General features: G+C 69.4%; 25 protein-coding genes and 1 pseudogene. 14 read left to right on the top strand and 12 right to left on the bottom strand.

Annotated features, from left to right (window positions below; translation table 11 throughout):
* Positions 1-184: 184 nt before the first annotated feature.
* On the top strand, positions 185-1,537 hold the full coding sequence (locus OHT61_RS16405; protein WP_329039181.1) for a YibE/F family protein: 1,353 nt from the start codon (positions 185-187) through the stop codon (positions 1,535-1,537).
* A gap of 62 nt (positions 1,538-1,599) precedes the next feature.
* On the opposite strand, the gene OHT61_RS16400 is transcribed toward OHT61_RS16405, so the two are convergent.
* The 4 genes from OHT61_RS16400 to OHT61_RS16385 all read right to left on the bottom strand — a co-directional run bounded on the left by OHT61_RS16400 (position 1,600) and on the right by OHT61_RS16385 (position 3,970).
* Complete coding sequence (locus OHT61_RS16400; protein ID WP_327116726.1) at positions 1,600-2,037, bottom strand: SsgA family sporulation/cell division regulator; 438 nt, start codon at positions 2,035-2,037, stop codon at positions 1,600-1,602.
* Positions 2,038-2,138: 101 nt separating this feature from the next.
* Positions 2,139-2,906, bottom strand: coding sequence for an IclR family transcriptional regulator (locus OHT61_RS16395; protein ID WP_329039178.1), 768 nt, complete (start codon positions 2,904-2,906; stop codon positions 2,139-2,141).
* Positions 2,907-3,216: 310 nt separating this feature from the next.
* Complete coding sequence (locus OHT61_RS16390) at positions 3,217-3,426, bottom strand: DUF5326 family protein (protein WP_327122296.1); 210 nt, start codon at positions 3,424-3,426, stop codon at positions 3,217-3,219.
* Between the two features lie 226 nt (positions 3,427-3,652).
* Entirely contained in the window at positions 3,653-3,970 is a 318-nt protein-coding gene (locus OHT61_RS16385; protein WP_329039176.1) for a cupin domain-containing protein, read from the bottom strand.
* Positions 3,971-4,048: 78 nt separating this feature from the next.
* Between OHT61_RS16385 and OHT61_RS16380 the strand changes: the two genes are divergently transcribed.
* The 5 genes from OHT61_RS16380 to OHT61_RS16360 all read left to right on the top strand — a co-directional run bounded on the left by OHT61_RS16380 (position 4,049) and on the right by OHT61_RS16360 (position 8,004).
* Positions 4,049-4,426 carry a phage holin family protein gene (locus OHT61_RS16380; protein WP_329039174.1) on the top strand — a complete coding sequence of 126 codons (378 nt, stop codon included), beginning with the start codon at positions 4,049-4,051 and terminating at the stop codon, positions 4,424-4,426.
* A 64-nt stretch (positions 4,427-4,490) separates the two neighbouring features.
* Positions 4,491-5,615, top strand: a complete 1,125-nt coding sequence (locus OHT61_RS16375) for a cystathionine gamma-lyase (protein ID WP_329039172.1) — start codon at positions 4,491-4,493, stop codon at positions 5,613-5,615.
* A gap of 248 nt (positions 5,616-5,863) precedes the next feature.
* A complete protein-coding gene (locus tag OHT61_RS16370; RefSeq protein ID WP_329039170.1) occupies positions 5,864-6,760 on the top strand; it encodes a LysR family transcriptional regulator in 897 nt (298 codons plus the stop codon).
* 52 nt (positions 6,761-6,812) lie between these two features.
* Positions 6,813-7,292 (top strand): NUDIX domain-containing protein, encoded by a 480-nt coding sequence (locus OHT61_RS16365; protein WP_329039168.1) that lies wholly within the window; start codon positions 6,813-6,815, stop codon positions 7,290-7,292.
* A 220-nt stretch (positions 7,293-7,512) separates the two neighbouring features.
* Positions 7,513-8,004 (top strand): DUF2269 domain-containing protein, encoded by a 492-nt coding sequence (locus OHT61_RS16360; RefSeq protein WP_329039166.1) that lies wholly within the window; start codon positions 7,513-7,515, stop codon positions 8,002-8,004.
* On the opposite strand, the gene OHT61_RS16355 is transcribed toward OHT61_RS16360, so the two are convergent.
* Positions 7,922-9,166 carry an MFS transporter gene (locus OHT61_RS16355; RefSeq protein ID WP_329039164.1) on the bottom strand — a complete coding sequence of 415 codons (1,245 nt, stop codon included), beginning with the start codon at positions 9,164-9,166 and terminating at the stop codon, positions 7,922-7,924. The two genes, OHT61_RS16360 and OHT61_RS16355, sit on opposite strands and share 83 nt — an antisense overlap.
* 140 nt (positions 9,167-9,306) lie before the next feature.
* On the opposite strand from OHT61_RS16355, the gene OHT61_RS16350 reads away from it, so the two are divergent.
* The 3 genes and pseudogenes from OHT61_RS16350 (at position 9,307) to OHT61_RS16340 (ending at position 11,740) form a co-directional block, all read left to right on the top strand.
* Complete coding sequence (locus OHT61_RS16350) at positions 9,307-9,765, top strand: MarR family winged helix-turn-helix transcriptional regulator (RefSeq protein WP_329039162.1); 459 nt, start codon at positions 9,307-9,309, stop codon at positions 9,763-9,765.
* Positions 9,766-10,080: 315 nt separating this feature from the next.
* On the top strand, positions 10,081-10,533 hold the full coding sequence (locus OHT61_RS16345; protein ID WP_329039160.1) for a GNAT family N-acetyltransferase: 453 nt from the start codon (positions 10,081-10,083) through the stop codon (positions 10,531-10,533).
* Positions 10,534-10,577: 44 nt separating this feature from the next.
* Positions 10,578-11,740 (top strand): annotated as a pseudogene (locus OHT61_RS16340) (winged helix DNA-binding domain-containing protein).
* A 130-nt stretch (positions 11,741-11,870) separates the two neighbouring features.
* On the opposite strand, the gene OHT61_RS16335 reads toward OHT61_RS16340, so the two are convergent.
* Positions 11,871-13,250, bottom strand: a complete 1,380-nt coding sequence (locus tag OHT61_RS16335; RefSeq protein WP_329039157.1) for a serine hydrolase domain-containing protein — start codon at positions 13,248-13,250, stop codon at positions 11,871-11,873.
* Between the two features lie 375 nt (positions 13,251-13,625).
* Here OHT61_RS16335 and OHT61_RS16330 point away from each other — a divergent pair, with 375 nt between their 5' ends.
* A complete protein-coding gene (locus tag OHT61_RS16330) occupies positions 13,626-14,324 on the top strand; it encodes an adenylate kinase (RefSeq protein WP_329039155.1) in 699 nt (232 codons plus the stop codon).
* An 87-nt stretch (positions 14,325-14,411) separates the two neighbouring features.
* Here OHT61_RS16330 and dnaB read toward each other — a convergent pair whose 3' ends face one another.
* Positions 14,412-15,869 carry a replicative DNA helicase gene (gene dnaB, locus OHT61_RS16325; RefSeq protein WP_327122297.1) on the bottom strand — a complete coding sequence of 486 codons (1,458 nt, stop codon included), beginning with the start codon at positions 15,867-15,869 and terminating at the stop codon, positions 14,412-14,414.
* A gap of 476 nt (positions 15,870-16,345) precedes the next feature.
* On the opposite strand from dnaB, the gene OHT61_RS16320 reads away from it, so the two are divergent.
* Positions 16,346-17,683: an MATE family efflux transporter gene (locus OHT61_RS16320; RefSeq protein WP_329039154.1), complete on the top strand. Its 1,338-nt coding sequence runs from the start codon at positions 16,346-16,348 to the stop codon at positions 17,681-17,683.
* A gap of 253 nt (positions 17,684-17,936) precedes the next feature.
* Here the strand turns inward: OHT61_RS16320 and rplI are convergent, their stop codons facing one another.
* From rplI to rpsF, 4 genes are all read right to left on the bottom strand, one after another.
* On the bottom strand, positions 17,937-18,383 hold the full coding sequence (gene rplI / locus OHT61_RS16315; protein ID WP_028441692.1) for a 50S ribosomal protein L9: 447 nt from the start codon (positions 18,381-18,383) through the stop codon (positions 17,937-17,939).
* Between the two features lie 18 nt (positions 18,384-18,401).
* Complete coding sequence (rpsR, locus tag OHT61_RS16310; RefSeq protein ID WP_003967857.1) at positions 18,402-18,638, bottom strand: 30S ribosomal protein S18; 237 nt, start codon at positions 18,636-18,638, stop codon at positions 18,402-18,404.
* 43 nt (positions 18,639-18,681) lie between these two features.
* Entirely contained in the window at positions 18,682-19,308 is a 627-nt protein-coding gene (locus OHT61_RS16305) for a single-stranded DNA-binding protein (protein WP_329039150.1), read from the bottom strand.
* A gap of 71 nt (positions 19,309-19,379) precedes the next feature.
* Positions 19,380-19,670 carry a 30S ribosomal protein S6 gene (gene rpsF, locus OHT61_RS16300; RefSeq protein WP_006604399.1) on the bottom strand — a complete coding sequence of 97 codons (291 nt, stop codon included), beginning with the start codon at positions 19,668-19,670 and terminating at the stop codon, positions 19,380-19,382.
* Positions 19,671-19,955: 285 nt separating this feature from the next.
* Here rpsF and OHT61_RS16295 point away from each other — a divergent pair, with 285 nt between their 5' ends.
* From OHT61_RS16295 to OHT61_RS16285, 3 genes are all read left to right on the top strand, one after another.
* Positions 19,956-20,312, top strand: a complete 357-nt coding sequence (locus OHT61_RS16295; protein ID WP_329039146.1) for a hypothetical protein — start codon at positions 19,956-19,958, stop codon at positions 20,310-20,312.
* Positions 20,313-20,498: 186 nt separating this feature from the next.
* Positions 20,499-21,617, top strand: coding sequence for a lipid II:glycine glycyltransferase FemX (locus tag OHT61_RS16290; RefSeq protein ID WP_329039144.1), 1,119 nt, complete (start codon positions 20,499-20,501; stop codon positions 21,615-21,617).
* An 82-nt stretch (positions 21,618-21,699) separates the two neighbouring features.
* Positions 21,700-22,731 carry an alanine racemase gene (locus OHT61_RS16285; RefSeq protein ID WP_329039142.1) on the top strand — a complete coding sequence of 344 codons (1,032 nt, stop codon included), beginning with the start codon at positions 21,700-21,702 and terminating at the stop codon, positions 22,729-22,731.
* A gap of 13 nt (positions 22,732-22,744) precedes the next feature.
* On the opposite strand, the gene OHT61_RS16280 is transcribed toward OHT61_RS16285, so the two are convergent.
* A complete protein-coding gene (locus OHT61_RS16280; RefSeq protein ID WP_329039140.1) occupies positions 22,745-24,253 on the bottom strand; it encodes a glycosyltransferase family 87 protein in 1,509 nt (502 codons plus the stop codon).
* Positions 24,254-24,400 lie beyond the last annotated feature (147 nt).

The raw sequence follows: 24,400 nt of genomic DNA, 5'->3' as shown, positions 1-24,400 counted from the left end.
CTACGCCGGCATTACCCGGTAACAGGTTCGGCGGTCGGCGCAGCCGTCCCGTACGGATGTACGGAGGTCAGCGCCCTCTCAGCCCGGTGCTCCGAGCTCCCGCGTGTGCAAATTCGGCTCCACGCTAGCGGCCCTGCTGGCGTGCTGGCCAGAGGGCCTCCTCCGTTCTTGGGATGATCGGGGTGTGACGTCCCTCGGAAGCGCTCCCGATCCGCACGGCCCCGCGTCAGGCAGCACGCAGAGTCATGCCCACGCCCATACGCACAGCCACGGCCCCGCCGCGCCCGTCTCGAAGCACCTGCGCAAGGTCATCGCCGCCGTGGTGATTCCCTTCGCCACGGCCGTGCTCGTCGGCCTCGTCGCGTTCTGGCCGGGCGGCGCACCTGCCCACGAACGCACGGGAGTCGGCTTCGACCGGCAGACCCAGGAGGGCAGGGTCGTCCAGGTCGACAGGGTCGACTGCGCGGACGTCAACGCCTCGCAGGTCCCGCCGACCGGGGACACCTCGACGCCCTCGGGGCGGGAGGCCGTCAACGAGCAGTCGGGGCAGTGCAAGAAGGCCACGGTCGAGGTGACGACCGGCAAGGACAAGGGCCGCAGGTTCGTCGAGGTCATCCAGCCGGACGCCACCCGGCAGCTGGAGGAGGGCCAGGGCGTGGTCGTGGCCTACGCCCCCGACGCGCCCCGCGATCTGCAGTACTCGGTGACGGACGTGGACCGCACGGTCCCCATGGCCCTGCTCGCCGGGATCTTCGCTCTCGCCGTGGTCGTGGTGGGGAGAATGCGCGGGCTGATGGCGCTGATCGCGCTCGCCGTCTCGTTCGCCGTGCTGACGCTGTTCATCCTGCCGGCGATCCTGCAGGGCTCGAATCCGCTCGTCGTCGCCGTGATCGGGGCCAGCGCCATCATGCTGATCGCCCTCTACACCTGCCACGGGCTGACGGCCCGTACGTCGGTGGCCGTCATCGGCACCCTCATCTCACTGGTGCTGATCGGACTGCTGGGCTCGCTCTTCATCGGCTGGGCGCACCTGTCCGGCAACACGGACGACAACACCGGCCTCATCCACGGCCTGTACCCGGACATCGACATGAGCGGCCTGCTCCTGGCCGGTGTGATCATCGGTTCGCTCGGTGTGCTCGACGACGTGACGGTCACGCAGACGTCCGCCGTATGGGAACTGCACCAGGCCGACCCGACGATGGGCGTCCGGCGGCTCTACCGCGCGGGCATCAGGATCGGGCGCGACCACATCGCCTCGGTCGTCAACACCCTCGTGCTCGCCTATGCGGGCGCGGCCCTTCCGCTCCTCCTGCTCTTCTCGATCGCCCAGAGCAGCGTGGGCACCGTGGCCAACAGCGAACTGGTCGCGGAGGAGATCGTCCGCACCCTGGTCGGTTCGATCGGGCTGGTCGCCTCGGTCCCGGTGACGACGGTGCTCGCGGCCCTGGTGGTCTCCGCGGACCGCACGGGGCTCGCGGAAGCCGGCGCTCCGGCTTCCGCGCGGACCGGGAGAGGACGACGCCGCAAAGCGTGATCCGGGGGCGCGGACAGTGGTCCGCGGTGGTCGGTGTTCGATGGCCGGCCGGACTCTCCGGCTCAGCCGGCGTTCTGTTCCTTGGCCAGGATGCGGCCCAGAGCCTCTTCCAGATTGCCGTCGAAGTCACTCAGCGTGTGCTCCTGTCCCAATGGCACCAGCTTGTCCGTCCGGTCCAGAAAGGCCACAAGAGGTGCCGTGCCGGCCCGGAACAGCGCGCGGTCCGCGCCGACCTGCAGCCGGATGTGTACGTCGGAGAGCCCTTCGGGCTCCGTCGGGCCGATGTGCACGTCGCCGTCACCGCTGGGGCTGTTGAGACCGTCGAGCAGCAGCTCGCGGCCGAACGCCCAGGTGACGGGGGCGTCACCGGGCAGGTGGAAGGTCATCCGGATCGCATACGGATCGCTGACCTCGTACCGGAGCTCCACCGGAATACGGAAGGAAAGCTCCTCGGAGACGAGGAAGCTCATCATGACCTCTGCTTGAACCGACTCGCGCATCGTTCAACCCCGCAGTAGATGAATCTGGCCAGGAATGATCCCCCATGGCCCTATTGACGCCATCGTGGTGCACGCGCTAGCAGATCACAAGGAGTGATTTTTCAGATACTGATAGAGAACACGAACGAGCGCAAGAGGGTGGTCACTTCGCAGCGTAGTTGTTCGATTGCAGCGAGCAACCGTTCCTCTTGCTGCAAGGGGAGAGATACAGCCATGGCCGCCACGGCGGATCCGACGGTGATCGGGATGGCCGCGCACACCGTTCCGATGGCGTACTCCTGGCGTTCGACGACCGGTTCCGAATGCTTCATCGCCCTGAGCCGGGCCAGAAGCGTTTGACGGTCCCTCACGGAGTAACGCGTCAGCGGCCGGACGGGATACCGGTCGAGATGATCCTCCCGCGCGCGCTCGTCGAGCTGGCCCAGCAGGCACTGCCCGATCGCGTGGGCGTGACCCGCCTCGCGGAACGCGACCCACTCCCGCACCGCGGGCGCCGCGGGCGAGTCGGCGACCGCGATCATCTCGATCTCACCCTCCCGGTACAACGCGCAGTACACCGGTGCGCCGACGACCTCCGCCCAGTGCGCGAGGGAGTCGACGATCACCCCGGGACGCGGGGTGGCGGGCCCACCGCCCAGCCGCTCGGCGGCCGCACCGAAGAGGAAGACACCGTTCTCCCGGCGGAGATAACCCTCATGGGTAAGGGTGCGCAGCAGGTGGTAGGCCGTGGGGAGGGGAAGACCGGCCTCCCGGGCGAGCTGCTTGGCCGGCGCCCCGTCCCGGTGGGTGCCCACAGCCTCCATAAGTCGCAACGCCCGCTGGACCGAACCGATCAACGTCGGAACAGCGGTGCTCGATGCCGTGGTCACAGGTCGCCCCCAGGCATGGTGACGGGCTGTCAGCCCTCCCATGGGGGCCGCCCCCACGGGCCTGCCGCGAAACTGGGGTCCTGAGGACCGGGACGGTCGCACAAACCACTGGGCAGGATGGTGACGAGCCGTCATTTCCCAGCTGGCGGCAGCGGTACGTCACTGTATCGGCACGATCTGCCACGGGAAGGTTTTCGTCCCGGACTTAGCTCCGCTGGGCTAATGCCCGGCCCGTGGCCGCCCGTCCGCCCCCCCGGACCGCCGGTGGGCCGGGGTCCGGCTGCCGCACCGGCCGGCCGCCGCGGTCCTCCTACCAGTCGCTGCGCGAGGACGAGGCCATGAACTTCCGCACGACGAAGATCAGGCCGCCCACCAGGACGACGAAGACCAGCGCCTTGAACAGCAGACCGATGACGAATCCGATCACGCTGGCGATCAGGCCGCCGAACACGACGATCGCGATCAGAGGCACCGCGACCCACTTCACCCACCAGGGCATCCCCGCGAAAATCTCCCGCACCGCCATCGCCGCTACCTCGTCTCCGTGAGTTCCTGCCTCGATGCTAGAGGCGCCGGGGGCACCGGCGGGGGGCCGGGAGCCCTTGGAGTCCCCTGAACGATCCCCTAGGGAATCGAGGCGGCCGCGGGACGCCGCTCCCTGAGGGGAGGCGGCGGGGAGCGCTGCGGAACAGAGCCGCCGCTCTGGCTTCCGGGGGGCACCTCTCCGGAGGCGCGAACGACAGGGGTCACCCCTCCGGAGGCGAGAAGACCACCATCACGCGGAGGTCCTCCGTGATGTGGTGGAACCTGTGGGCCGTCCCCGCCGGCACGTACACCACGCTCCCCCTGCCCACCTGTGTCGTCTCCACGCCGACCGTGATCGAGGCGCGGCCGCTCACGACGAGGTACACCTCGTCCTGTTCGTGCGGCTGCTGGGGGTCGAGCGCCCCCGCGTCGAGCGCGTACAGACCGACGGACATGTTGCGTTCCCGGACGAACTGCAGGTAGGCACCGTCGTTGGCGGCACGCTCCGCCTCCAGCTCGTCCAGCCTGAATGCCTTCATCGTGCGTCCGCCCCTCGTGCCCGTACTCGTCTGTCCTGTCGGTGCCCGGCACCGATCACGTCTGCCACGATCAGACACATGAAGAATTTCGTAGTCAAGACGATCGCCAACGCGGGTGCGCTGGCGGTGGCCATCTGGCTGGTCCACGACATCACGCTGACCGGCGACGACACCGGGCGCGAAGTGCTCGCCCTGATACTCGTGGCCCTGCTCTTCGGCCTGGTGAACTTCGTCGTCAAGCCGGTGGTGAAGCTGCTCACCCTGCCCCTGTTCATCCTCACGCTCGGGCTGATCACTCTGGTCGTCAACGCCCTCATGCTGATGCTGACCTCATGGCTGGCCGGCGTCGTCGACCTGAACTTCCATGTCGAAGGCTTCTGGACCGCCGTCCTGGGCGGCCTGATCATCTCGGTCGTGTCGTGGGCGCTGAACGTCGTCCTCCCCGACGAGGACTGAGTTCGCGCCTGATGGCACAGTCGGAGCGGACCGGTGGACACCAGGGAGAGACGAGGGAACGAACATGAGCACCATGGGCGACGGGACACGCGCCGTACGAGCGGGCCTGCCCGAACCGGAGCAGTACGAGCCCACACTTCCGGGTCCCGTCTTCGCCGCGCACTTCCACCTGTCCGGCGAGCCCGTCGGGGCCTACACGTACGGCCGGGACACGAACCCGACCTGGACCCACCTCGAGCGGGCCATCGGCGAGCTGGAGGCCCCGGGGGAGCAGGTCGAGACCACGGTCTTCGCCTCGGGCATGGCCGCCGTCTCGGCGGTACTGCTGTCCCAGGCGCGCACGGGAGACGTGGTGGTCCTGCCCGACGACGGCTACCAGGCACTCCCCCTGGTGAGGGAACAGCTCGAGGCGTACGGCGTCGAGGTCCGGACGGCGCCGACCGGCGGTGACGCCCAGCTGGAGATCCTCCAGGGCGCGAAGCTGCTGTGGATCGAGACGCCGTCCAACCCGGGCCTCGACGTCTGTGACGTGCGCAGACTGGTGGAAGCGGCCCACGCGGCGGGAGTGCTGGTGGCCGTCGACAACACACTCGCGACGCCTCTGGGGCAGCGCCCCCTCGAACTGGGGGCGGACTTCTCGGTGGCCAGCGACACGAAGGGCATGACCGGTCACGGGGACATCCTGCTCGGCCACGTGACCTGCCGGGACCCGGGCCTGGCCGCCGAGGTGCGGCGCTGGCGCAAGGTGGTCGGCGCGATCCCCGGTCCGATGGAGGCCTGGCTCGCCCACCGCTCCCTGGCGACGCTGCAGCTGCGGATCGACCGCCAGTGCGCGACAGCTCTCACCTTGGCCCAGGCGCTCTCAGAGCGCACGGACGTGACGGGACTGCGCTACCCCGGGCTCCCCGGTGACCCGTCCTACCCGACCGCCGTGCGGCAGATGCGGCGTTTCGGATCGGTCGTCTCCTTCGAGCTGGCGGACGAACAGACCGCGGAGCGCTTCCTGGCCGCGCTGCGGCTGGTCGACGACGCGACCAGCTTCGGGGGCGTCCGCTCCACGGCCGAGCGCAGGGCCCGCTGGGGCGGGGACGCCGTGGCCGCCGGCTTCGTGCGGTTCTCCGTCGGCGCCGAGGACCCCGCGGATCTCCTCGCCGACGTCGAGAACGCGCTGGACGTCGCGGCTCACTGACCGCCCGCCGATGGCCCGACAGGACCGGCCCGGGACTGGGCGTCCCCGTCCACCGGACCGGTCCTGCTGAGGACGAGCGGTCCGAGTCTCCCCCCTCGTGACTCGGACCGCCCCGGTTCCTTCAGGAAGAACCGCTTCGACAAGGCTAGTTGACTGTGCGTCAGTGTCCAATCACAGTAGCGGCAGCGACCTATCGACATATTTATAGTGGTGGCGGTCGGACGGACGGAACGGGTGAGGGGGCGGGCATGGACCTGGCACTGCTGCGCACGTTCGTCACGGTGCACCGGGCCGGTTCGTTCACGAGGGCCGCGTCGCTGCTCGGCCTGTCCCAGCCCGCCGTCACCTCGCAGATCCGCACGCTCGAACGGCAACTGGGCCGCCCCCTCTTCCTGCGCAAGGCGCGCGGCGTCACCCCGACCACCGTGGGCGACGAACTCGCCCACCGGGCCGCTCCGCACCTGGACGCACTGGTCGACATAGTCGAAGCCGGCCTGGACGACGAGTCGGGCCTGGGGACGCTGCACCTGGCAGGGCCTCCCGAGTTCACCTCGCTGCGCGCCATGCCCGCCCTGGCGCCCCTGGTCGCACAAGGGCTCGCGTTGCGCGGCACGTTCCTCGCCGACGCCGAGGACGCGCTGGAGGGCCTGGCCGCCGGGCACCACGACCTGGCCATCACCACGGCGCGCCCGCGAGGCGGTCCGCTGACCTCCACGACGCTCTGCGACGAGGAGCACGTGCTGATCGCGGCACCACGCTGGGCCGGGCGCCTGGGGCCGGGAGCACTGAAGCACAAGGGACCCGTTCTTCTGGAGCAGCTGCCCGTCGTCGAAGTGCACGAGAGCCTTCCCCTGGTCTCGCGCTACTGGGCGTCCGTGTTCGACAGCCGCCCCGCGGCGTCCGCCGCGGTCATCGTTCCCGACCTGCGCGCGGTGCTGGAATGCGCCGCGGCCGGCACGGGTCTCGCGGTGCTGCCCCGCTATCTCTGCGAGAACGCGCTGGAGCGGGGCGAGGTCGTCGCCCTGCTCGATCCCCCCGTACCGCCGCTCCGCACGTACTTCCTCATCGCGAGGACCGGCACGCTCGGCCTCCCGCACATCGCGCGGGCGCACGAGTGGCTGATGCGCGCTGCCGTGGACTGGTGACCGGTCCGCCGACAGGAGTTTCAGACGGGCCTTCCCGGGCCACGCTCTTGCCATGACCGAACGTCCTGTGGTCAAGCGCACAGCCCGAGCCGTCCTGCTGGACGGCAATGACCTGATCCTCATCAAGCGCACGAAGCCCGGAGTCGACCCGTACTGGGTCACGCCGGGCGGCGGGGTCGAGCCGGAGGACTCCTCCGTCGTCGAGGCGCTCCACCGCGAGATCGACGAAGAGCTCGGTGCCAAGATCGTCGACGTCGTGCCGTGCTTCGTCGACACCGTCGAGCACATCGTCGGCGACGGCGTGAAAGGCGTGAAGGTGCAGCACTTCTTCGTATGCCGCCTGGCGTCGATGGACCTCTCGCTCCGTCACGGTCCGGAGATCGAGGAACCGTGCGGGGAGTACGAGATCGTGCGGGTGCCCTTCAGCCGGGTCGGCATCGCGGCGGTACACCTGGTGCCGCTCTCGTTGCGGCACTACCTGGACGGCAACATCGAGGGAGTACGAGCCCTGCACGCCTCCGACCTGGGCTGAACCCTCCTCACCGCGGCCGGAACCCGACGAGGGTATGCGGTGCGGGTGAGGCCGGTCGCGGCCCGAGCGCCCGGCGCGCCGGCCACGTTCGTGTGTGCGTCGCGGGCGGGGTCCGCCGTGTGTGGCGCGGCTGGAGGTCCCCGCGTACGCCGAGGCCAGTAGACGCGGATACTCCCGCCGCCGGATGACCCGGCACCCCGTGCTTGGGACCGTGTTTCACGTGAAACCACTCAAGCGCCCCGTACGCCGAAGCATGCTCGTCGCTCACGTGGCGGTGTCCGTGGGCTGGCTGGGCCTCACCCTGTGCCTGCTGGCCCTCGGCCTCGCCGCGTTCCTCACCGACGACACCACGATGGCGGCGGCGGCCACCCGGGCCATGAAGGTGCTCGCGGACTGGCTCGTGGTGCCGGTCGCCGTGCTCTCCCGTGTCAGCGGGCTGGTCCTGGCGCTCGGCACCCCATGGGGGCTGGCCAGGCACCGGTGGGTCTGGGTGAAGTTCTGGCTGACGCTCATCACCGCGGGGCTGTCGGTCTTCTCGCTCCGCGCGGGCATCGACGAGGCCGCGGCCCGGGGTGCGGCCGACATCGATCTCGTCATCGCACCCTCGGTGGCCACGGCCACGTACCTCTTCATGACCGCGATATCGGTACTGAAGCCGTGGGGCCCGACCCGCCGTGGCCGCCTGCTGCGGCAGTCTCGGGGGACCGGCTGAGCAGCGGGTCCCGGGTGACCGTGCGGCGCTCCAGCATGCCGGAGAACGCCGCCAGGAGGAGCGCCGAGCCGGCGAGTACGGCGCCGACCCAGTTGGGCGCGGTGTAACCGAAGCCGGCGGCGATGACGATGCCTCCGAGCCAGGCCGAGAGCGCGTTCCCCAGGTTGAAGGCGCCGATGTTGACGGCCGAGGCCAGGGTCGGCGCACCCGCCGCCTGATCGAGGACGCGCTTCTGCAGCGGCGGGACGGTGGCGAAGCCCAGACCGCCGATGAGGACGATGGTGACCGCTGCCGCGACCTTGTTGTGCGCGGTCAGGGTGAACAGGGCCAGGACCACGGCGAGCGCGCCCAGGGACACGTAGAGCATGGGCATCAGGTGGCGGTCCGCGAACCTGCCGCCGAGCAGGTTGCCGCCGACCATGCCGAGCCCGAAGAGGACCAGCAGCCAGGTGACGGACGAGGTCGCGTACCCGGCGGTCTCGGTCATCATCGGCGTGATGTAGGTGATCGCCGCGAACACACCTCCGAAGCCGAGGACCGTCATCGCCATGGCGAGCAGCACCTGGACGTTGCGGAAGGCGGCCAGTTCGTGCCGGATCCTGACGCCTTGGGGCTTCGGCTGCTCGGGAACGAGCTTGGCGACCCCGGCGAGCCCGAGGGCCCCCAGCCCGGCGACGACCAGGAAGGTGAGCCGCCAGCCGAAGTTCTGCCCGATGTAGGTCCCCAGCGGTACACCGACGACATTGGCGACGGTGAGTCCGGTGAACATCATCGCGATGGCGCCGGCCTTCTTCTGCGGCGCCATCAGATCGGCGGCCACGACGGATCCGATGCCGAAGAAGGCTCCGTGGGCGAGGGAGGCGATCACCCGCCCCGTGAGCATCACACCGAAGGTCGGAGCGAGCGCGGAGACGACGTTGCCCGCGATGAACAGGCCCATGAGAACCATCAGCATGCGCTTGCGAGTCACCCGGGTGCCCAGCACCGTCATCAGCGGAGCCCCCAGGACCACACCCAGTGCGTAGCCCGTGACCAGGAAGCCGGCGGTCGGGATCGAGACGTGGAAGTCCGCCGCGACATCGGGGAGGAGCCCCATGATCACGAACTCTGTCGTCCCGATGCCGAAGGCCCCTATGGCCAGGGCGAGGAGCGCGAGCGGCATGAAGGCCACCTTCCAAAGAGATTGCGTCTGCGCTTTACGAGCGCTCACAATAATTGCAAGCGCAGGTTAATTGCAAACGCGGGCTATTGCGGATGTGCCCTACTCTTGAGGGACGCAGCTCCCGCACGGAGGGAAGACCCATGACAGCGACGGATCCCGCACTGACGGCCCTGGCCCAGAGCTGGTGCGCCCTCTCCCTGCTCCACGGAAAGATCGAGGCGCGGATCGAGCGGGCCCTGCAGTCCGGCCACGGCCTCAGCGCGCGGGAGTTCTCGCTGCTCGACGTCCTGAGCCGGCAGCACAGCGGCACGGGAGGACACCTGCAGATGAAGCAGGTCGCCGACGCCGTGGTGCTCAGCCAGAGCGCCACCACCCGGCTCGTCACCCGGCTCGAGGACCGTGGCCTCCTCACCCGCTACCTCTGCGACACCGACCGCCGGGGCATCTACACGGACGTCACCGACGCGGGTCTCGAACTTCTCGGCGAGGCGAGGCCCACCAACGACACCGCGCTGCGCGCCGCTCTGGACGAGGCCGCGGAGAACCCGGAGCTCGCTCCGCTCGTCAGGACGGTCGAAGCGCTCAAGGTGCCTGCCTGAGTGCCGGCGCGCGCACAAGGTGCCTGCCTGAGTACCGGCGCGCGCTCAGGGTGCCTGCCTGAGTACCGGCGCGCGCTCAGGGTGCCTGCCTGAGTACCGGCGCGCGCGGGGTGGCACGCTCCGGGACCGGTTCTGGACGCGGAACCAGTCGGTCGCGCGCGGGTGCATACGCCGGCATGCCGGTCGCGGAGCGCCCACCGGGGGGCGACGGTCCCGGGTCCGCCTTCGGGTCCGTATCCGTCAGGTCCGCATCCCTCGGAACCCGCTGCGCTCAAGGACCCCTCGTGGCCCGGTGACTTGCGTACTCTGCCGATCATGAGCGATCTCGACATACGCCCTGCCGCGCCCACGGACATCCCGGCCGTCGTGGCCCTGCTCGCCGACGACCCGCTGGGGGCACGGCGCGAGTCCCCGCACGACCTCACCCCGTATCACGCCGCTTTCCGGCGGCTCGCCGACGACCCGAACCAGCATCTGGTCGTGGCCGTGCGCGAGGGCCGTGTCGTGGGGACGCTGCAGCTCACCGTCGTTCCCGGACTGTCGCGACGCGGGGCCACCCGCTCCCTCATCGAGGGTGTCCGCGTCCACGCCGACGAGCGGGGCAGCGGTCTCGGCACCCAGCTGATCCAATGGGCGGTCGACGAATCCCGCCGCCAGGACTGCCAGCTGGTGCAGCTCACCTCGGACGCCACCCGCCTCGACGCCCACCGCTTCTACGAGCGGCTCGGCTTCACGGCGAGCCACGTGGGGTTCAAACTCGCACTCTGACGCCTCAGGGCCCGGAAACTCCCCGCCTCCGAGAGGGCACGCGCATGTACCGCATCGACGACGAGCAGCGCAGAAGCAGACTGGGGCGACGTCATCTGCTGGCAGCGTCCGGGCGCTCCGACTCGGTCGTGGCCGTGGCGGACGCCTTGGTGGCCCTGCACGCGACCGACGCCGCGACGCTCCACCTCTCCGTGTGCGCACGCCTGTCCGAACCCGGGGCCGCCGTCGTGGAGCGGGCGCTGTACGACGAGGTCACGCTCGTCCGCCTGCTCTCGATGCGGAACACCCTCTTCACCGTGTCCACGGACCTCGCACCCCTCGTCGATGCCGCGAACGCGCGCGCGGTGGCGGCCAAGGAGCGCCACAGGCTCCTCAAGCATCTGCGGGAGGACGGCAACGGCCTGGACGGGCGGTGGCTCGCCCGCACGGAGGCCGAGACGCTCACCGCCCTGGCCGCCCGGGGGCGGGCGACGGGAAGCGAGCTCTCCGCTGCCGTACCGGCCCTTCGTACGAAGATCACGGTCTTCCCGGGCACCCGGCAGGAGACGGTGCAGGGAGTCGCCTCGCGCGTCATCAGGCTGCTCGCCGCGGACGGCCGGATCCGACGCGACCGGCCGCGTGGTTCATGGACGTCCAGCCAGTTCCGCTGGACCGCCGCCGAGCCGTGGCCCGCGTCGGAACCCGCCGCGGCCCGGGCGGAGATCGCCAGGCGCTGGCTGTACTCCTACGGTCCGGCGACCGAAGGAGATCTGAAGTGGTGGACCGGCTGGGGCGTCCGTGACACGCGTGCGGCGCTGACCGCCGCCGGTGCGAAGGAGGTACTGCTCGACAGCGGCGCCGTGGGCCTGGTCGCCCCGGGTGATCACGTCCCGGAACCGCCTCCGGAGCCTTGGGCCGGCCTCCTGCCCGGCCTCGACCCAGCGCGATGGGCTGGGCCGACCGCGGCTTCCACTTGCCCGCCGGACACCGTGCCGCGCTCTTCGACCGGGCGGGCAACGTCGGCCCGACGGTGTGGTGGAACGGCACGATCGTGGGCGGATGGGCCCAGCGCCCGGACGGTGAGCTGGTGTGGCGCCTCCTGTCCGACGTGGGGGCCGAAGCCTCCCGGCTCATCGAGGCGGAGGCGGTCCGTCTGTCGGCCTGGGTGGGCGCGGCCAGGATCACCCCCCGCTTCCGCACCCCGCTGGAACGCGAGCTGACGGGCTGATCCTCCCGCTCGCCGCACACGGGAAGTCTCGTGCGCTGCAGCGGATCCCGAGGCGTGATCGCCCAAGAGGGTATGGCCCACGGCGAGGTGGCCGGCGTTTCCGTTTCACGTGAAACGCCGGCCACGGCCCTCAGGTCGCGAGACCTCGCCAGCCCCCTTCGTCCACCCCACCGGGCACGTCCGCGCCCCGCTCGTACGGCTCCCGCGTGAAGACGAACGACCCGAGGTCCAGGTGGTCGACCGTGCCGTCGGCCGTACGCACGACCTGGAGGGTCTCCCCCGCGTAGTAGCCGTTCAGGCCGGTCCACGTCCCGTCGGGGCGCGCCCGGAACCGGGCGGAACGGCCGGGCCCGCGCAACGGCAGGAGTTCCAGTCCCCGGTCGGCGAGCAGCTTCAGGCCGTAGACGTATGTGCCCCAGTACCAGGGGCCCGTGAGCGCGAGCAGGTCCTCGTCGAACTCGGGCAGGGGGCGCCACGGTTCAGGAATCCTCGGCTCCGCGTCCGCGACGATCTGCAGGAGATCCGCGGCGATGGAACCCGTGAGCGGACCCGAGGTCGCATTGGACAGCACCACCACGGCCACATCGTCCTCGACGCTGAACCACAGAGCGGCGACGAAGCCCGGCAACGACCCCGAGTGGCCCAGAAGCGTGCGGTCGTTCCTTCGGACTGCCTGAAGACCGAGACCGTAGGCAGCGGCCCACTCCCCCTCCTCGGGCGGCGCGGCAGGGGCACGCATCTCCGCGACCGAGGAGGCCCGCAGCACCCTCTCGTCGCCCCGGACCAGGAAGGAGGCGAAGCGGAGAAGATCGGTGGTGGTCGACCAGAGTTGTCCGGCCGGAGCCATGAGCCCGAGATCCTCGGCCGGTTCCGGCAGCATGACGTCCGCCCAGGGATGGACGGCCCAGCCCCCGGCGTGCGGAGCCCGGGCCTCAGGACTCGTACGGTCCATGCCGAGAGGCTCCAGGATCTCGCGGCGCAGGACCTCGGTCCAGGGCTCCCCCCGGAGCTTCTCCACGAGTGAACCGAGCAGCGTGTAACCGGGGTTGGAATAGTGATGGCCGTGGCCCGCGGGGTGCATCAACGGCTTCTCGCCCAGCACGTCGGCCAGTCCCGGCCGGGTGTCGCCCGGCGTCCTCTCCCACCACGGAGCGGGCGTCTCGGCTCCCAGACCAGCGCTGTGGCCGAGCAGCTGGAACACGGTCACCTGGCCCGCGTCCGTACCGGGCAGGTGCTTCTCCAGAGGGTCGTCCAGGTCCAGCAGGCCCTCGTCACGCAGCCGCATCACCAGTACCGCGGTGAACGTCTTGGTGATGGAGCCGATCCGGAACTGCGTGTCGTCGTCCGGAGCGTGGCCATCCACGCAGCTCCGCGCACCGCTCCACACGATCCGGCCGTCTCGCTGCACTGCGGCGACGAGCGAAGGGGTGCGCCCCTCGGCCTGTGCGGTGGCCACACGGTGGAGCAGCGCACGCCGGGTGCCGGGCAGCAAGGATTCGGAAGAGTTCATGCCCAAGGATGGCCCGTACGGCGATCACCCGGCGAACCGTTTCGCGTCAGCCTGGACCACCGGAGAGCATTCCTCCTCCTGAGGTGCCGCAGCGGACCCCTCGCCGAGCGCCCGCTGTCGTGCGGCAGGGGGCGTCGGCTGCTGTGATCGGCCCGTAAGCCGGTTGTGGGCCGGCCTGCCGGGCTGGGATGCTCCCCGGGTGCCCAGCCATGAGCGAGGAGTGCGACCGGTCGGCTGCCGGACGGCGCCGGACTCCTGTCGGTCTCGGGATGTTCGTGTGGCGCCGTACGGGGAGCCGGCGCGTCCGCCTGGCCGTGGCACCCGGCCACATCGATCCCAGGACCTGTTCACGCATGACGAAGGGACACCTCATCGATGCGCATCGTTCTGACCGGGCCCCCCGGGGCCGGAAAGGGCACGCAGGCGGTGCACCTCGCCGCGTGTCTGTCGGTCCAGCACATCTCCGCCGGTGACCTGCTGCGCGAGCACGTCGACCAGGGCTCCGCGCTCGGACGGAACGCCCGGACCCACATGCTGGCCGGCCTTCTGGTGCCGGACCGGCTCACGATCGAGGTGGTCGAGGAGCGCCTCGCGCGCCCGGACACCGTGCGGGGATTCCTGCTGGACGGCTTTCCCCGCAACCTTGTCCAAGCGGAGGCGCTGGACGGCATCCTGGCCGCCTCGGGGTCGGAGCTGGATGCCGTGCTCGACCTGGAGATCCCCGAGGCCGAGGTGGTGAGGCGTGTCGCGGGGCGGCGGCTGTGCAGCCAGGACCGTCGGCACATCTTCCACGTCGCGTACAGCCCGCCCGAAGTGGCAGGGCGCTGCGACGTCTGCGGGGGTGAGCTGTACCAGCGGGACGACGATCTCGAGGCGACCGTGCGCAGGCGGCTGGAGGTGTACCGCAGCGAGACGGCACCCGTCGTCGGCCACTACCGGGCCCAGGGCCTCCTCACCACGGTCTCGGCCCTCGGCGGCGTCCAGGAGATCCTGGACCGCGCCCTGGCCGCGGTCGGCCGAGGCCAGGACGAGTCCCAGGACAGGGACGAAGCCCCGGACCCGTCGGGAAGTTGACCCTCCGCATGCCGGGTCCCGCCGCCGGGACCGGCTCCGCCGGTTCACGGGTACGGCGCGGATCAGGAGGTTTCGGAGATCGGTGCCTCAGGTCTGAGCCATGTCCACGAACCGCGAGTAGTGGCCCTGGAACGCCACGGTGATCGTCGCCGTCGGACCGTTACGGTGCTTGGCGACGATCAGGTCGGCCTCGCCCGCACGCGGCGACTCCTTCTCGTACGCGTCCTCCCGGTGCAGCAGGATCACCATGTCGGCGTCCTGCTCGATGGAACCGGACTCACGCAGGTCGGAGACCATCGGTTTCTTGTCGGTGCGCTGTTCGGGGCCACGGTTCAGCTGGGAGAGCGCGATGACCGGCAGTTCCAGCTCCTTGGCCAGGAGCTTGAGGTTTCGGGACATGTCCGAGACCTCCTGCTGACGGCTCTCGGCGCGCTTGGCGCCACCGGACTGCATCAGCTGGAGGTAGTCGATGACCACCAGCTTCAGATCGTTGCGCTGCTTGAGACGACGGCACTTCGCCCGGATCTCCATCATGGACAGGTTCGGCGAATCGTCGATGTAGAGGGGAGCGGCGGAGACGTCCGGCATGCGCCGGGCCAGCCGCGTCCAGTCCTCGTCGGTCATCGTGCCCGACCGCATGTGGTGCAGCGCCACGCGCGCCTCGGCGGACAGCAGGCGCATCGCGATCTCGTTGCGCCCCATTTCCAGGGAGAAGATCACGCTCGGCAGATTGCTCTTGATCGAGCAGGCGCGGGCGAAGTCCAGGGCGAGCGTGGACTTGCCCATGGCCGGACGGGCCGCGATGACGATCATCTGGCCGGGGTGCAGGCCGTTCGTCAGGGCGTCGAGGTCGGTGAAGCCCGTCGGCACGCCCGTCATCTCGCCGCTTCGGGACCCGATGGCCTCGATCTCGTCGAGAGCGCCTTCCATGATGTCGCCGAGCGGGAGGTAGTCCTCGCTGGTGCGCTGTTCCGTGACGGCGTAGATCTCGGCCTGGGCCGAGTTGACGATCTCGTCGACGTCGCCGTCGGCGGCGTATCCCATCTGCGTGATCTTCGTACCGGCTTCGACCAGGCGGCGGAGCACGGCCCGCTCGTGGACGATCTCCGCGTAGTACGAGGCGTTGGCCGCGGTGGGGACGGACTGGACCAGCGTGTGCAGGTACGGGGCTCCGCCGACCTTGGTGATCTCCCCGCGCTTGACCAGCTCGGCCGCGACGGTGATCGGGTCGGCCGGCTCGCCCTTGGCGTAGAGGTCGAGGATCGCCGTGAAGACGGTCTCGTGGGCCGGCCGGTAGAAGTCGTGGCCCTTGATGATCTCCACGACGTCGGCGATGGCGTCCTTGGAGAGGAGCATGCCGCCCAGCACCGACTGCTCCGCGTCGAGGTCCTGCGGAGGCACCCGCTCGAAGCCGGCCGATCCCCCGTCCCAGCCGCTCTCACGACCGCGTTCGTGCTGCTCGTCGCGCCCCTTGCCCTCTCCGCGGCGCTGACGGGACACGGGCAGACGGTCACTGGGACCGACATCGGCCCAGGGATCGTCCAAAGGCTCGGGAATGCTCACCGGGCCACCTCCTCCCGTCCGCGTCGCGGACCTAGCCGTGCCACTCTTTCTTACGTCACGGCACCGACAAACAGGACGCCCGACTCCGGTTCCGGCGCGTCTGGTTCTGCGGTTTTCCGAGCCGAGACGGAGTGCGGGCGCCGCACCACGGTAGGCCCGTCCGCACCGTCAGCCAATCTGGTTATCCACAGGGCATGTGGACGACCGACCAGATGCTGTGGAGAACTCGGCGGAACCTGTGCACGGACCGGGGGACAGCACTGTGGACAAACTCATACCAGTTCCTGTACACCCCCTGTGACCTGGTATTTCTCCATCCACGGGCTGTGGGAGAGAAAAACTTTTGCCAGCGGCCCAAGATCACCGTAACCCGCTCCCGGCGGAGGTCGTTGCGCTGAGTTGAGTAAGGAGCACAGGACGCTTGCATCTCTTACCTGTGGAAGATTAGATTGACCCCCATGACCCAGGCCCCCGCCGACCGGCGGCCGTCCCGCCGCAGACACGATCGCGAGATCATCGCACTCGCCGTACCCGCCTTCGGCGCGCTCGTCGCGGAGCCCTTGTTCGTGATGGTCGACAGCGCCATCGTCGGCCATCTCGGCACTCCTCAACTGGCCGGTCTGGCCATCGCCGCGGCTCTCCTGACCACCGCGGTCAGCATCTTCGTCTTCCTCGCCTACGCCACCACCGCTGCCGTCGCCCGCCGCGTCGGTGCGGGGGATCTCGCTTCCGCCATCCGTCAGGGCATGGACGGCATCTGGCTCGCCCTCCTCATCGGCGCGGCGGTCGTCGCCCTCACTCTCCCCCTGGCTCCATGGCTGGTGGATGTCTTCGGCGCGTCCGACACCGCCGCACCGTATGCCACCACCTACCTACGGATCTCCAGCCTGGGCATCCCCGCCATGCTCGTCGTTCTGGCGGCCACCGGCGTCCTGCGCGGACTGCAGAACACCCGCACACCCCTCTACGTCGCGGTCGGCGGTTTCGCGGCGAACGGTGCCCTGAATCTCGTCCTCGTCTACGGGGCCGGCCTCGGGATCGCAGGATCGGCATGGGGGACGGTCATCGCCCAGGCAGGCATGGCGCTCGCCTACCTGATCGTCGTCGTGCGCGGAGCCCGTCGGCACGGAGCCTCACTCCGGCCGGACCTGGCGGGCATACGTGCCAGCGCCCAAGCGGGCGTCCCCCTGCTGATCCGCACCCTTTCGCTGAGGGCAGTCCTGCTGATCGCCACAGCGGTGGCGGCGCGACTCGGCGATACGGATATCGCCGCGCACCAGATCATCCTGTCGCTCTGGAGCCTCACCGCCTTCGCGCTCGACGCAATCGCCATCGCAGGCCAGGCCATCATCGGCCGGTACCTGGGAGCGAGCGACACCGAGGGGGCCCGGGATGCCTGCCGCCGGATGATCCAGTGGGGCATCGCCTCGGGAGTGGTGCTGGGCCTGTTGATCGTGCTCGCCCGACCATTGTTCGTCCCCCTGTTCACCAGCGACAGCGACGTGCAGCACACCCTGCTGCCCGCACTGCTCGTGGTGGCACTCTCCCAGCCGATCTGCGGTGTGGTGTTCGTGCTGGACGGAGTGCTCATGGGCGCGGGGGATGGCCGGTACCTCGCCTCGGCCATGATCCTTACCCTGGTGGTCTTCGCTCCGTTCGCGCTCCTCGTCCCCACCCTCGGAGGCGGTCTCACTGCGCTCTGGTGGGCGATGACGCTGATGATGGCGGTCCGGCTGATCACACTCTGGCTGCGCACGCGTTCCGGTCGCTGGATCGTCACCGGCGCCACTCGTTAACGGTTTCGCGGCGTCTGGATGCCCCGTTTCACGTGAAACAGGGCATCCACCCCCTATTTCACGCGAAATCGACCGTCAGCCCTTTACTCACCGAGCACCCCGGTTGCCGTACGCGGCTGCGCTCAGGGCGAGGGTGCGCCCTGAGCCTGTGCCCGTTTCACGTGAAACGATCCACCCTGACCGTTTCACGTGAAACGACGAAGGGCCGCACCCTTGGGTGCGGCCCTTCACCTAGCTCTGCTGAGCTGTGCCCTTAGGCAGCAACGACCTCGATGCCGAGCTTCGCGGCAACCTCGGGGTGCAGCCGGACGGACACCTGGTATCCGCCGAGCGTCTTGATCGGCGAGCCGAGCTCGACGCGACGCTTGTCGACGTCCGGGCCACCGGCAGACTTGATCGCCGAAGCGATGTCGGCCGGGGTGACGGAGCCGAACAGGCGGCCGGCGTCGCCAGAGCGAACAGCCAGCCGGACCTTGACGGCCTCGAGCTTGGCCTTGATCTCGTTGGCCTGCTCGATCGTCGCGATCTCGTGAATCTTGCGGGCGCGGCGGATCTGCGCCACGTCCTTCTCGCCACCCTTGGTCCAGCGAATGGCAAAGCCACGCGGAACCAGGTAGTTACGGGCGTACCCGTCCTTGACGTCCACGACGTCACCTGCGGCACCGAGGCCTGTGACCTCGTGGGTGAGGATGATCTTCATGATTCGGTCACCCTTCCCTTATCGCGCGGTGGACGTGTAGGGCAGCAGCGCCATCTCACGGCTGTTCTTGACTGCCGTGGCGACGTCACGCTGGTGCTGCGTGCAGTTGCCGGTGACGCGGCGGGCACGGATCTTGCCGCGGTCGGAAATGAACTTCCGCAGCATGTTCGTGTCCTTGTAGTCCACGTACTGGGTCTTGTCCTTGCAGAACGCGCAGACCTTCTTCTTAGGCTTGCGCACAGGCGGCTTCGCCATGGTGTTTCTCCTGTGTGATCAAGAAGTGGGGGTACGAGCAGCCCTAGAAGGGAGGCTCGTCCGAGTAGCCGCCGCCAGAACCACCAGATCCGCCGGAACCGCCGGAGCTTCCGCCCCAACCGCCTCCGCCGCCCTGCTGGCCCCCGCCCTGCTGACCGCCGGCCGGCGCGCTGGTGGCCCACGGGTCGTCGGCGGGAGCACCGCCGCCGCCCTGCTGGCCGCCGCCACCGGAACCGCCGCCCCAGTTGCCGCCGCCCTGCTGGCCACCGCCGTATCCACCCTGGCCGCCGCCCTGGCCACCGCGACCACTGGTCTTGGTGACCTTGGCCGTGGCGCTCTTCAAGCTGGGGCCGACTTCCTCGACGTCCAGCTCGTAGACCGTGCGCTTGACGCCCTCACGGTCCTCGTAGGACCGCTGCTTCAACCGGCCCTGCACGACGACGCGCATGCCTCGCTGAAGCGACTCCGCGACGTTCTCCGCCGCCTGACGCCAGACCGAGCAGGTGAGGAACAGGCCTTCGCCGTCCTTCCACTCATTGGTCTGCCGGTCGAAGATGCGGGGAGTGGACGCGACACGGAACTTCGCGACCGCCGCACCGGACGGGGTGAAGCGCAGCTCGGGGTCGTCGACGAGATTGCCGACGACCGTGATGACGGTCTCGCCTGCCATGGGTGAACCTCTCGGCGGGGATTGCTTCTGGCTGCTTGCTACTCGAACCCGGGAACCGCTGAGCTAGATGCTCAGTGGGTCTCGGGACGGAGGACCTTGGTCCGGAGGACCGACTCGTTCAGGTTCATCTGTCGGTCGAGCTCCTTGACGACCGCAGGCTCGGCCTGCAGGTCGATGACCGAGTAGATGCCCTCAGGCTTCTTCTTGATCTCGTAAGAGAGACGACGACGGCCCCAGGTGTCGACCTTCTCGACCTTTCCGTTGCCCTCACGGACGACGGAGAGGAAGTTCTCGATCAGCGGGGAGACAGCTCGCTCCTCGAGATCGGGGTCGAGGATGACCATCACTTCGTAGTGACGCATGTGGAACCCACCTCCTTTGGACTCAGCGGCCACGGTCGTTCCGTGGCAGGAGGGTCGTGATGCGTAAGCAACAGTGTCTCCGAGTAAAACAGCCGCCACTGACAGCGCCCGTCTTCGATGATCGAGGGGAGCTGCGGTGCTGGCTCAAGGCAGACACGGGTGCAGACCGTACAGAGTACCCGCAGACGGGCTTCCGGTTGAAATCCGGTGTTCAGGGCGCACAATCGAGACAGTCGCGGTGTGATCGGCACAACATCGCACCGCTCTTCTGCCAGGAGGTGCTCCATGGCGCAGACAATGCGGTCCCCCGGTGGCCGAACCGCTCCCAGCCGCGTCGCCAACGCCCGTCCCGCCACCGGTTCGCTCTTCGCCACGGACGGCAGGCCCCATCCGCTCCAGGAAGGGCTGATGGCGGTCACAGGGGTGCTGGGCGTCCTCGCCTTCGTGTCGGCGCAGTTCTACAGCCTGCACCTGCTCAGCTCGTGGGCGGGCCTGATCGGCCTGCTGGTGGGCGCGTACGGGCAGTTCCACTCCAGGACCACCTGGCAGCGGTTCGGCTTCGTGATGGGCATGGGGTCCTCCGCCGTCGGCTTCTATCTGGGGATGGCGCACGGAGGCCTCTTCGGCGGCGTCATCACCTGACCGGCAGAACCTCGGCCGACTCCGCTCGGCCACCCCTCGCGGGGCTCCAGCAGGCCATGCGGCGAGGCGGCAGCCCGGTTCGGTCCCGACGGGGCCGGGCCGGGCGCCCGTCGGCCACAGTAGGCTTCGGCGCGAGAGCCGGAGCCCCTGACCGATGGGGACACACCTGCCGAGGAGCGCCCCAGCATGAGTCTGACCCTGAGGACCATCAGCCGAGAACAGCATCTGGCCTACATCCAGAGCCTCCCCTCGGCCAGTCACTGCCAGGTCCCGGCGTGGGCTGATGTGAAGACCGAGTGGCGCTCCGAGAACCTCGGATGGTTCGACAAGAGCGGCGAGATGGTCGGCGCCGGCCTGGTGCTCTACCGCCAGCTGCCCAAGATCAAGCGCTATCTCGCCTACCTCCCCGAGGGCCCGGTCATCAACTGGTACGCCCCGAACCTGGACGAGTGGCTGCAGCCGATGCTCGCCCACCTGAAGCAGCAGGGCGCCTTCTCCGTGAAGATGGGCCCGCCCGTGGTCATCCGGCGCTGGGACTCGGCCGCCATCAAGTCGGGCATCCAGGATCCCGACGTGAAGCGGCTCCGCGACGTCGAGGCGAGCCACATCGAGCCCCGCGCCTTCGAGGTCTCCGACCGGCTGCGCAAGATGGGCTGGCAGCAGGGCGAGGACGGCGGTGCCGGCTTCGGTGACGTACAGCCGCGCTATGTCTTCCAGGTGCCGCTGGCCAACCGCTCCCTCGAGGACGTCCTGAAGGGCTTCAACCAGCTCTGGCGACGCAACATCAAGAAGGCCGACAAGGCCGGCGTCGAGGTCGTCCAGGGAGGCTACGAAGACCTCGCCGAGTGGCAGCGGCTGTACGAGATCACCGCCGTGCGCGACCACTTCAGGCCGCGCCCGCTCTCGTACTTCCAGCGGATGTGGACGGTGCTCAACTCCGAGGACCCCAACCGCATGCGGCTGTACTTCGCCCGGCACAACGGAGTGAACCTCTCGGCAGCCACGATGCTCGTCGTCGGTGGCCACGTCTGGTACTCCTACGGCGCCTCCGACAACATCGGGCGCGAGGTCCGCCCCTCCAACGCCATGCAGTGGCGCATGCTGCGCGACTCGTATGCCATGGGCGCGACCGTCTACGACCTTCGCGGCATCAGTGACTCGCTGGACGAGACCGACCACCTCTTCGGCCTGATCCAGTTCAAGGTGGGCACCGGCGGGGAAGCCGTCGAGTACGTCGGCGAATGGGACTTCCCCCTCAACAAGCTGCTGCACAAGGCGCTCGATATGTACATGTCGCGCCGCTAGGCGCACCCCGGTCACGATCACCACCAGCTCCTCTCCCTCATCTCACTTACACCGCAGCCACCAGAAAGGTTCCGGGCCGGCCATGGCGCTCTCCCTCTACGTCGACACCGCGCGCTGGCGGGCGCACCAGAAATCCGTGCTCGACCAGTTCCCGGGGCTCGTCCCCGTCTGCAAGGGCAACGGATACGGCTTCGGTCACGAGCGGCTGGCCGACGAGGCGATCCGCTTCGGGTCCGAGACCCTGGCCGTCGGCACCACGTACGAGGCCGCCCGCATCAAGGACTGGTTCAGCGGCGACCTGCTGGTGCTCACCCCCTTCCGCAGGGGCGAGGAGCCGGTGCCGCTGCCCGACCGCGTCATCCGGTCCGTCTCCTCCGTGGACGGCGTGCACGCTCTGGTGGGTGCGCGGGTGGTCATCGAGTGCATGAGCTCGATGAAGCGCCACGGCGTGAAGGAGGAGGAGCTCGGCCAGCTGCACGCGGCGATAGAGGACGTGCGTCTCGAAGGGTTCGCCCTGCACCTCCCCCTCGACCGCACGGACGGTTCGGACGCCGTCGAGGAGGTCATCACCTGGATGGACCGCCTCCGAGCCGCCCGGCTGCCCCTGCACACGATGTTCGTCAGCCACCTGCGTGCCGAGGAGCTGGCCCGCCTCCAGCAGCAGTTCCCGCAGACCCGCTTCCGCGCGCGCATCGGCACACGGCTCTGGCTCGGCGATCACGAGGCGACCGAGTACCGCGGCGCCGTGCTCGACGTCACCCGCGTCGTCAAGGGCGACCGGTTCGGCTACCGCCAGCAGAAGGCCGCGTCCGACGGGTGGCTCGTGGTCGTCGCCGGCGGGACCTCGCACGGCGTGGGCCTGGAGGCTCCGAAGGCCCTGCACGGGGTGATGCCTCGCGCCAAGGGCGTCGCACGGGCGGGGCTGGCCACCGTGAACCGCAACCTGTCGCCGTTCGTCTGGGCGGGCAAGCAGCGCTGGTTCGCCGAGCCGCCGCACATGCAGGTGTCGATCCTCTTCGTCCCCTCGGACGCCCAGGAGCCGAGGGTCGGCGACGAACTGGTGGCCCACCTGCGCCACACGACCACCCAGTTCGACCGCCTCGTGGACCGGTAGCCCCGGCCCTCGCTCAGTCGGACGCCGTCCGGCCGGCGGTGCCCCACTCCACCCGCGGTCCTTCGACCGCGGGTGCGGTGTTTCCGGCCGCACGGCGGCCGGCCGGGCCCGGGAGCGCGACCTTGTCCGGCGCGCGGTCGAGCACCCCGCCCGACGGGTCGTCGGCCCCGTCGCGCCGCACGGGGTCCTTCTCCGGCCTCAGGATGTCCCTGACGACCATGGCGCACAGGTAGAGCGTGCCCAGCAGGTGCAGGAGGATCGCGACCTGGTAGCCCTCCTGCGGAAGCCCCTGGTGCTTGTCCCCGCTCGTCGTGTAGGCGAGGTAGAACCAGATGCCCAGGAAGTACATGACCTCGCAGGCCTGCCAGACGAGGAAGTCGCGCCAGCGGGGCCTGGCGAGCGCGGCCAGCGGGATCAGCCAGAGCACGTACTGCGGCGAGTAGACCTTGTTCGTCAGGATGAACGCGGCCACCACCAGGAACGCGAGCTGTGCGAACCGGGGCCTGCGCCTGGCCGCCAGTGCCAGTCCGGCGATGCCCGCGCAGAGCACGATCATCAGCGCCACGGAGGCGGTGTTGACGGTGTCCACATCGATGGGCCGGCCCGTGCGCTGGGTGATGACCAGCCAGAAGGAGCCGTAGTCGATCTGCCGTTCCTGGCTGAACGTGTAGAACTTCTTCCAGCCCTCGGGGGCGTAGAGCATCACCGGCAGGTTCACCACCAGCCAGGCCGCGGCCGCGCCGAGGACGGCGGAACCGCACTCGCGCCACTTCCCGGCCCGCCAGCACAGCACCAGCAGGGGCCCCAGGAGCAGCACGGGATACAGCTTGGCGGCTGTCGCCAGGCCGATCAGGACTCCGAAGGCGAGCGGCTTGCTCCGGGACCACATGAGCATCGCCGCGGCCGTCAGCGCGACGGCGAGCAGGTCCCAGTTGATGGTCGCGGTGAGGGCGAGGGCAGGGGCGAGCGCGACGAGCAGGCCGTCCCACGGGCGGCGCCGGTGCGTACGGGCGACGCACACTGCGATGATCACGGCGCAGATCATCAGCATGCCCGCGTTGACCATCCAGTAGATCTGCTCGCGCTGCTGGATCGGGTCCGAGGACGGCGTCAGCGTCAGCCAGGACGCGATCTGCATGAAGAGGCCGGTCAGGACGGGGTACTCGAGGTACGCCATGTCACCGCTGAGCCGGTCGAAATACGGCACGAGCCCGTCGGCGAAGCCGCGCCCGAGATAGAGGTGCGGGATGTCGGAGTAGCAGGCGTGCGTGTACTGCGAGCTGGTGCCGCGGAACCAGGCCCAGTCGTAGCAGGGGATCTTCTGCACCATGCCCAGTGCGAACATCCCGATCGCCAGGAGGGCGATCACACGCACCGGCGTGAGCGGTCCGGAACCGAACCGTGCCCAGCGACCCGCCGGCCCGCCGATCAGTTCGCTGCCCGCTGCGGCGATCTCGTCCTGTCGCGTGGGCGGTACGACGGACGGCTCCTGGTCCACGCTCGTGGCTTCTGCGCTTGGCATGCCCCACATCCTGCCGTACGGCGCTGTGGGCGGGCGTGGACCGCCCACAGGACGCACGAGGGGCCGCCGGCACCTGGCGGGTGCGGGCGGCCCCTCTCGTACGCGTCGGGCGGGCCCCGAGGGGCTCACCGGCGGGCGATGGTGGTG

The organism is Streptomyces sp. NBC_00178, from assembly GCF_036206005.1.
Taxonomy (GTDB): Bacteria; Actinomycetota; Actinomycetes; order Streptomycetales; family Streptomycetaceae; genus Streptomyces.
Note: the sequence above shows the minus strand (reverse complement) of the source record. Positions and strands in the feature narration are given on the sequence as shown.

What these genes read in the sequence shown, in the direction of transcription:
- OHT61_RS16290 (WP_329039144.1), top strand. Translation starts at nt 20,499, where the DNA reads ATGAGTCTGACCCTGAGGACCATCAGCCGAGAACAGCATCTGGCCTAC.
- OHT61_RS16350 (WP_329039162.1), top strand. Translation starts at nt 9,307, where the DNA reads ATGACAGCGACGGATCCCGCACTGACGGCCCTGGCCCAGAGCTGGTGC.
- OHT61_RS16370 (WP_329039170.1), top strand. Translation starts at nt 5,864, where the DNA reads ATGGACCTGGCACTGCTGCGCACGTTCGTCACGGTGCACCGGGCCGGT.
- OHT61_RS16305 (WP_329039150.1), bottom strand. Translation starts at nt 19,308, where the DNA reads ATGGCAGGCGAGACCGTCATCACGGTCGTCGGCAATCTCGTCGACGAC.
- rplI (WP_028441692.1), bottom strand. Translation starts at nt 18,383, where the DNA reads ATGAAGATCATCCTCACCCACGAGGTCACAGGCCTCGGTGCCGCAGGT.
- OHT61_RS16380 (WP_329039174.1), top strand. Translation starts at nt 4,049, where the DNA reads ATGAAGAATTTCGTAGTCAAGACGATCGCCAACGCGGGTGCGCTGGCG.
- OHT61_RS16375 (WP_329039172.1), top strand. Translation starts at nt 4,491, where the DNA reads ATGAGCACCATGGGCGACGGGACACGCGCCGTACGAGCGGGCCTGCCC.
- rpsF (WP_006604399.1), bottom strand. Translation starts at nt 19,670, where the DNA reads ATGCGTCACTACGAAGTGATGGTCATCCTCGACCCCGATCTCGAGGAG.
- OHT61_RS16345 (WP_329039160.1), top strand. Translation starts at nt 10,081, where the DNA reads ATGAGCGATCTCGACATACGCCCTGCCGCGCCCACGGACATCCCGGCC.
- OHT61_RS16355 (WP_329039164.1), bottom strand. Translation starts at nt 9,166, where the DNA reads ATGCCGCTCGCGCTCCTCGCCCTGGCCATAGGGGCCTTCGGCATCGGG.
- OHT61_RS16330 (WP_329039155.1), top strand. Translation starts at nt 13,626, where the DNA reads ATGCGCATCGTTCTGACCGGGCCCCCCGGGGCCGGAAAGGGCACGCAG.
- OHT61_RS16280 (WP_329039140.1), bottom strand. Translation starts at nt 24,253, where the DNA reads ATGCCAAGCGCAGAAGCCACGAGCGTGGACCAGGAGCCGTCCGTCGTA.
- OHT61_RS16385 (WP_329039176.1), bottom strand. Translation starts at nt 3,970, where the DNA reads ATGAAGGCATTCAGGCTGGACGAGCTGGAGGCGGAGCGTGCCGCCAAC.
- rpsR (WP_003967857.1), bottom strand. Translation starts at nt 18,638, where the DNA reads ATGGCGAAGCCGCCTGTGCGCAAGCCTAAGAAGAAGGTCTGCGCGTTC.
- OHT61_RS16285 (WP_329039142.1), top strand. Translation starts at nt 21,700, where the DNA reads ATGGCGCTCTCCCTCTACGTCGACACCGCGCGCTGGCGGGCGCACCAG.
- OHT61_RS16295 (WP_329039146.1), top strand. Translation starts at nt 19,956, where the DNA reads ATGGCGCAGACAATGCGGTCCCCCGGTGGCCGAACCGCTCCCAGCCGC.
- OHT61_RS16335 (WP_329039157.1), bottom strand. Translation starts at nt 13,250, where the DNA reads ATGAACTCTTCCGAATCCTTGCTGCCCGGCACCCGGCGTGCGCTGCTC.
- OHT61_RS16365 (WP_329039168.1), top strand. Translation starts at nt 6,813, where the DNA reads ATGACCGAACGTCCTGTGGTCAAGCGCACAGCCCGAGCCGTCCTGCTG.
- OHT61_RS16320 (WP_329039154.1), top strand. Translation starts at nt 16,346, where the DNA reads ATGACCCAGGCCCCCGCCGACCGGCGGCCGTCCCGCCGCAGACACGAT.
- OHT61_RS16400 (WP_327116726.1), bottom strand. Translation starts at nt 2,037, where the DNA reads ATGCGCGAGTCGGTTCAAGCAGAGGTCATGATGAGCTTCCTCGTCTCC.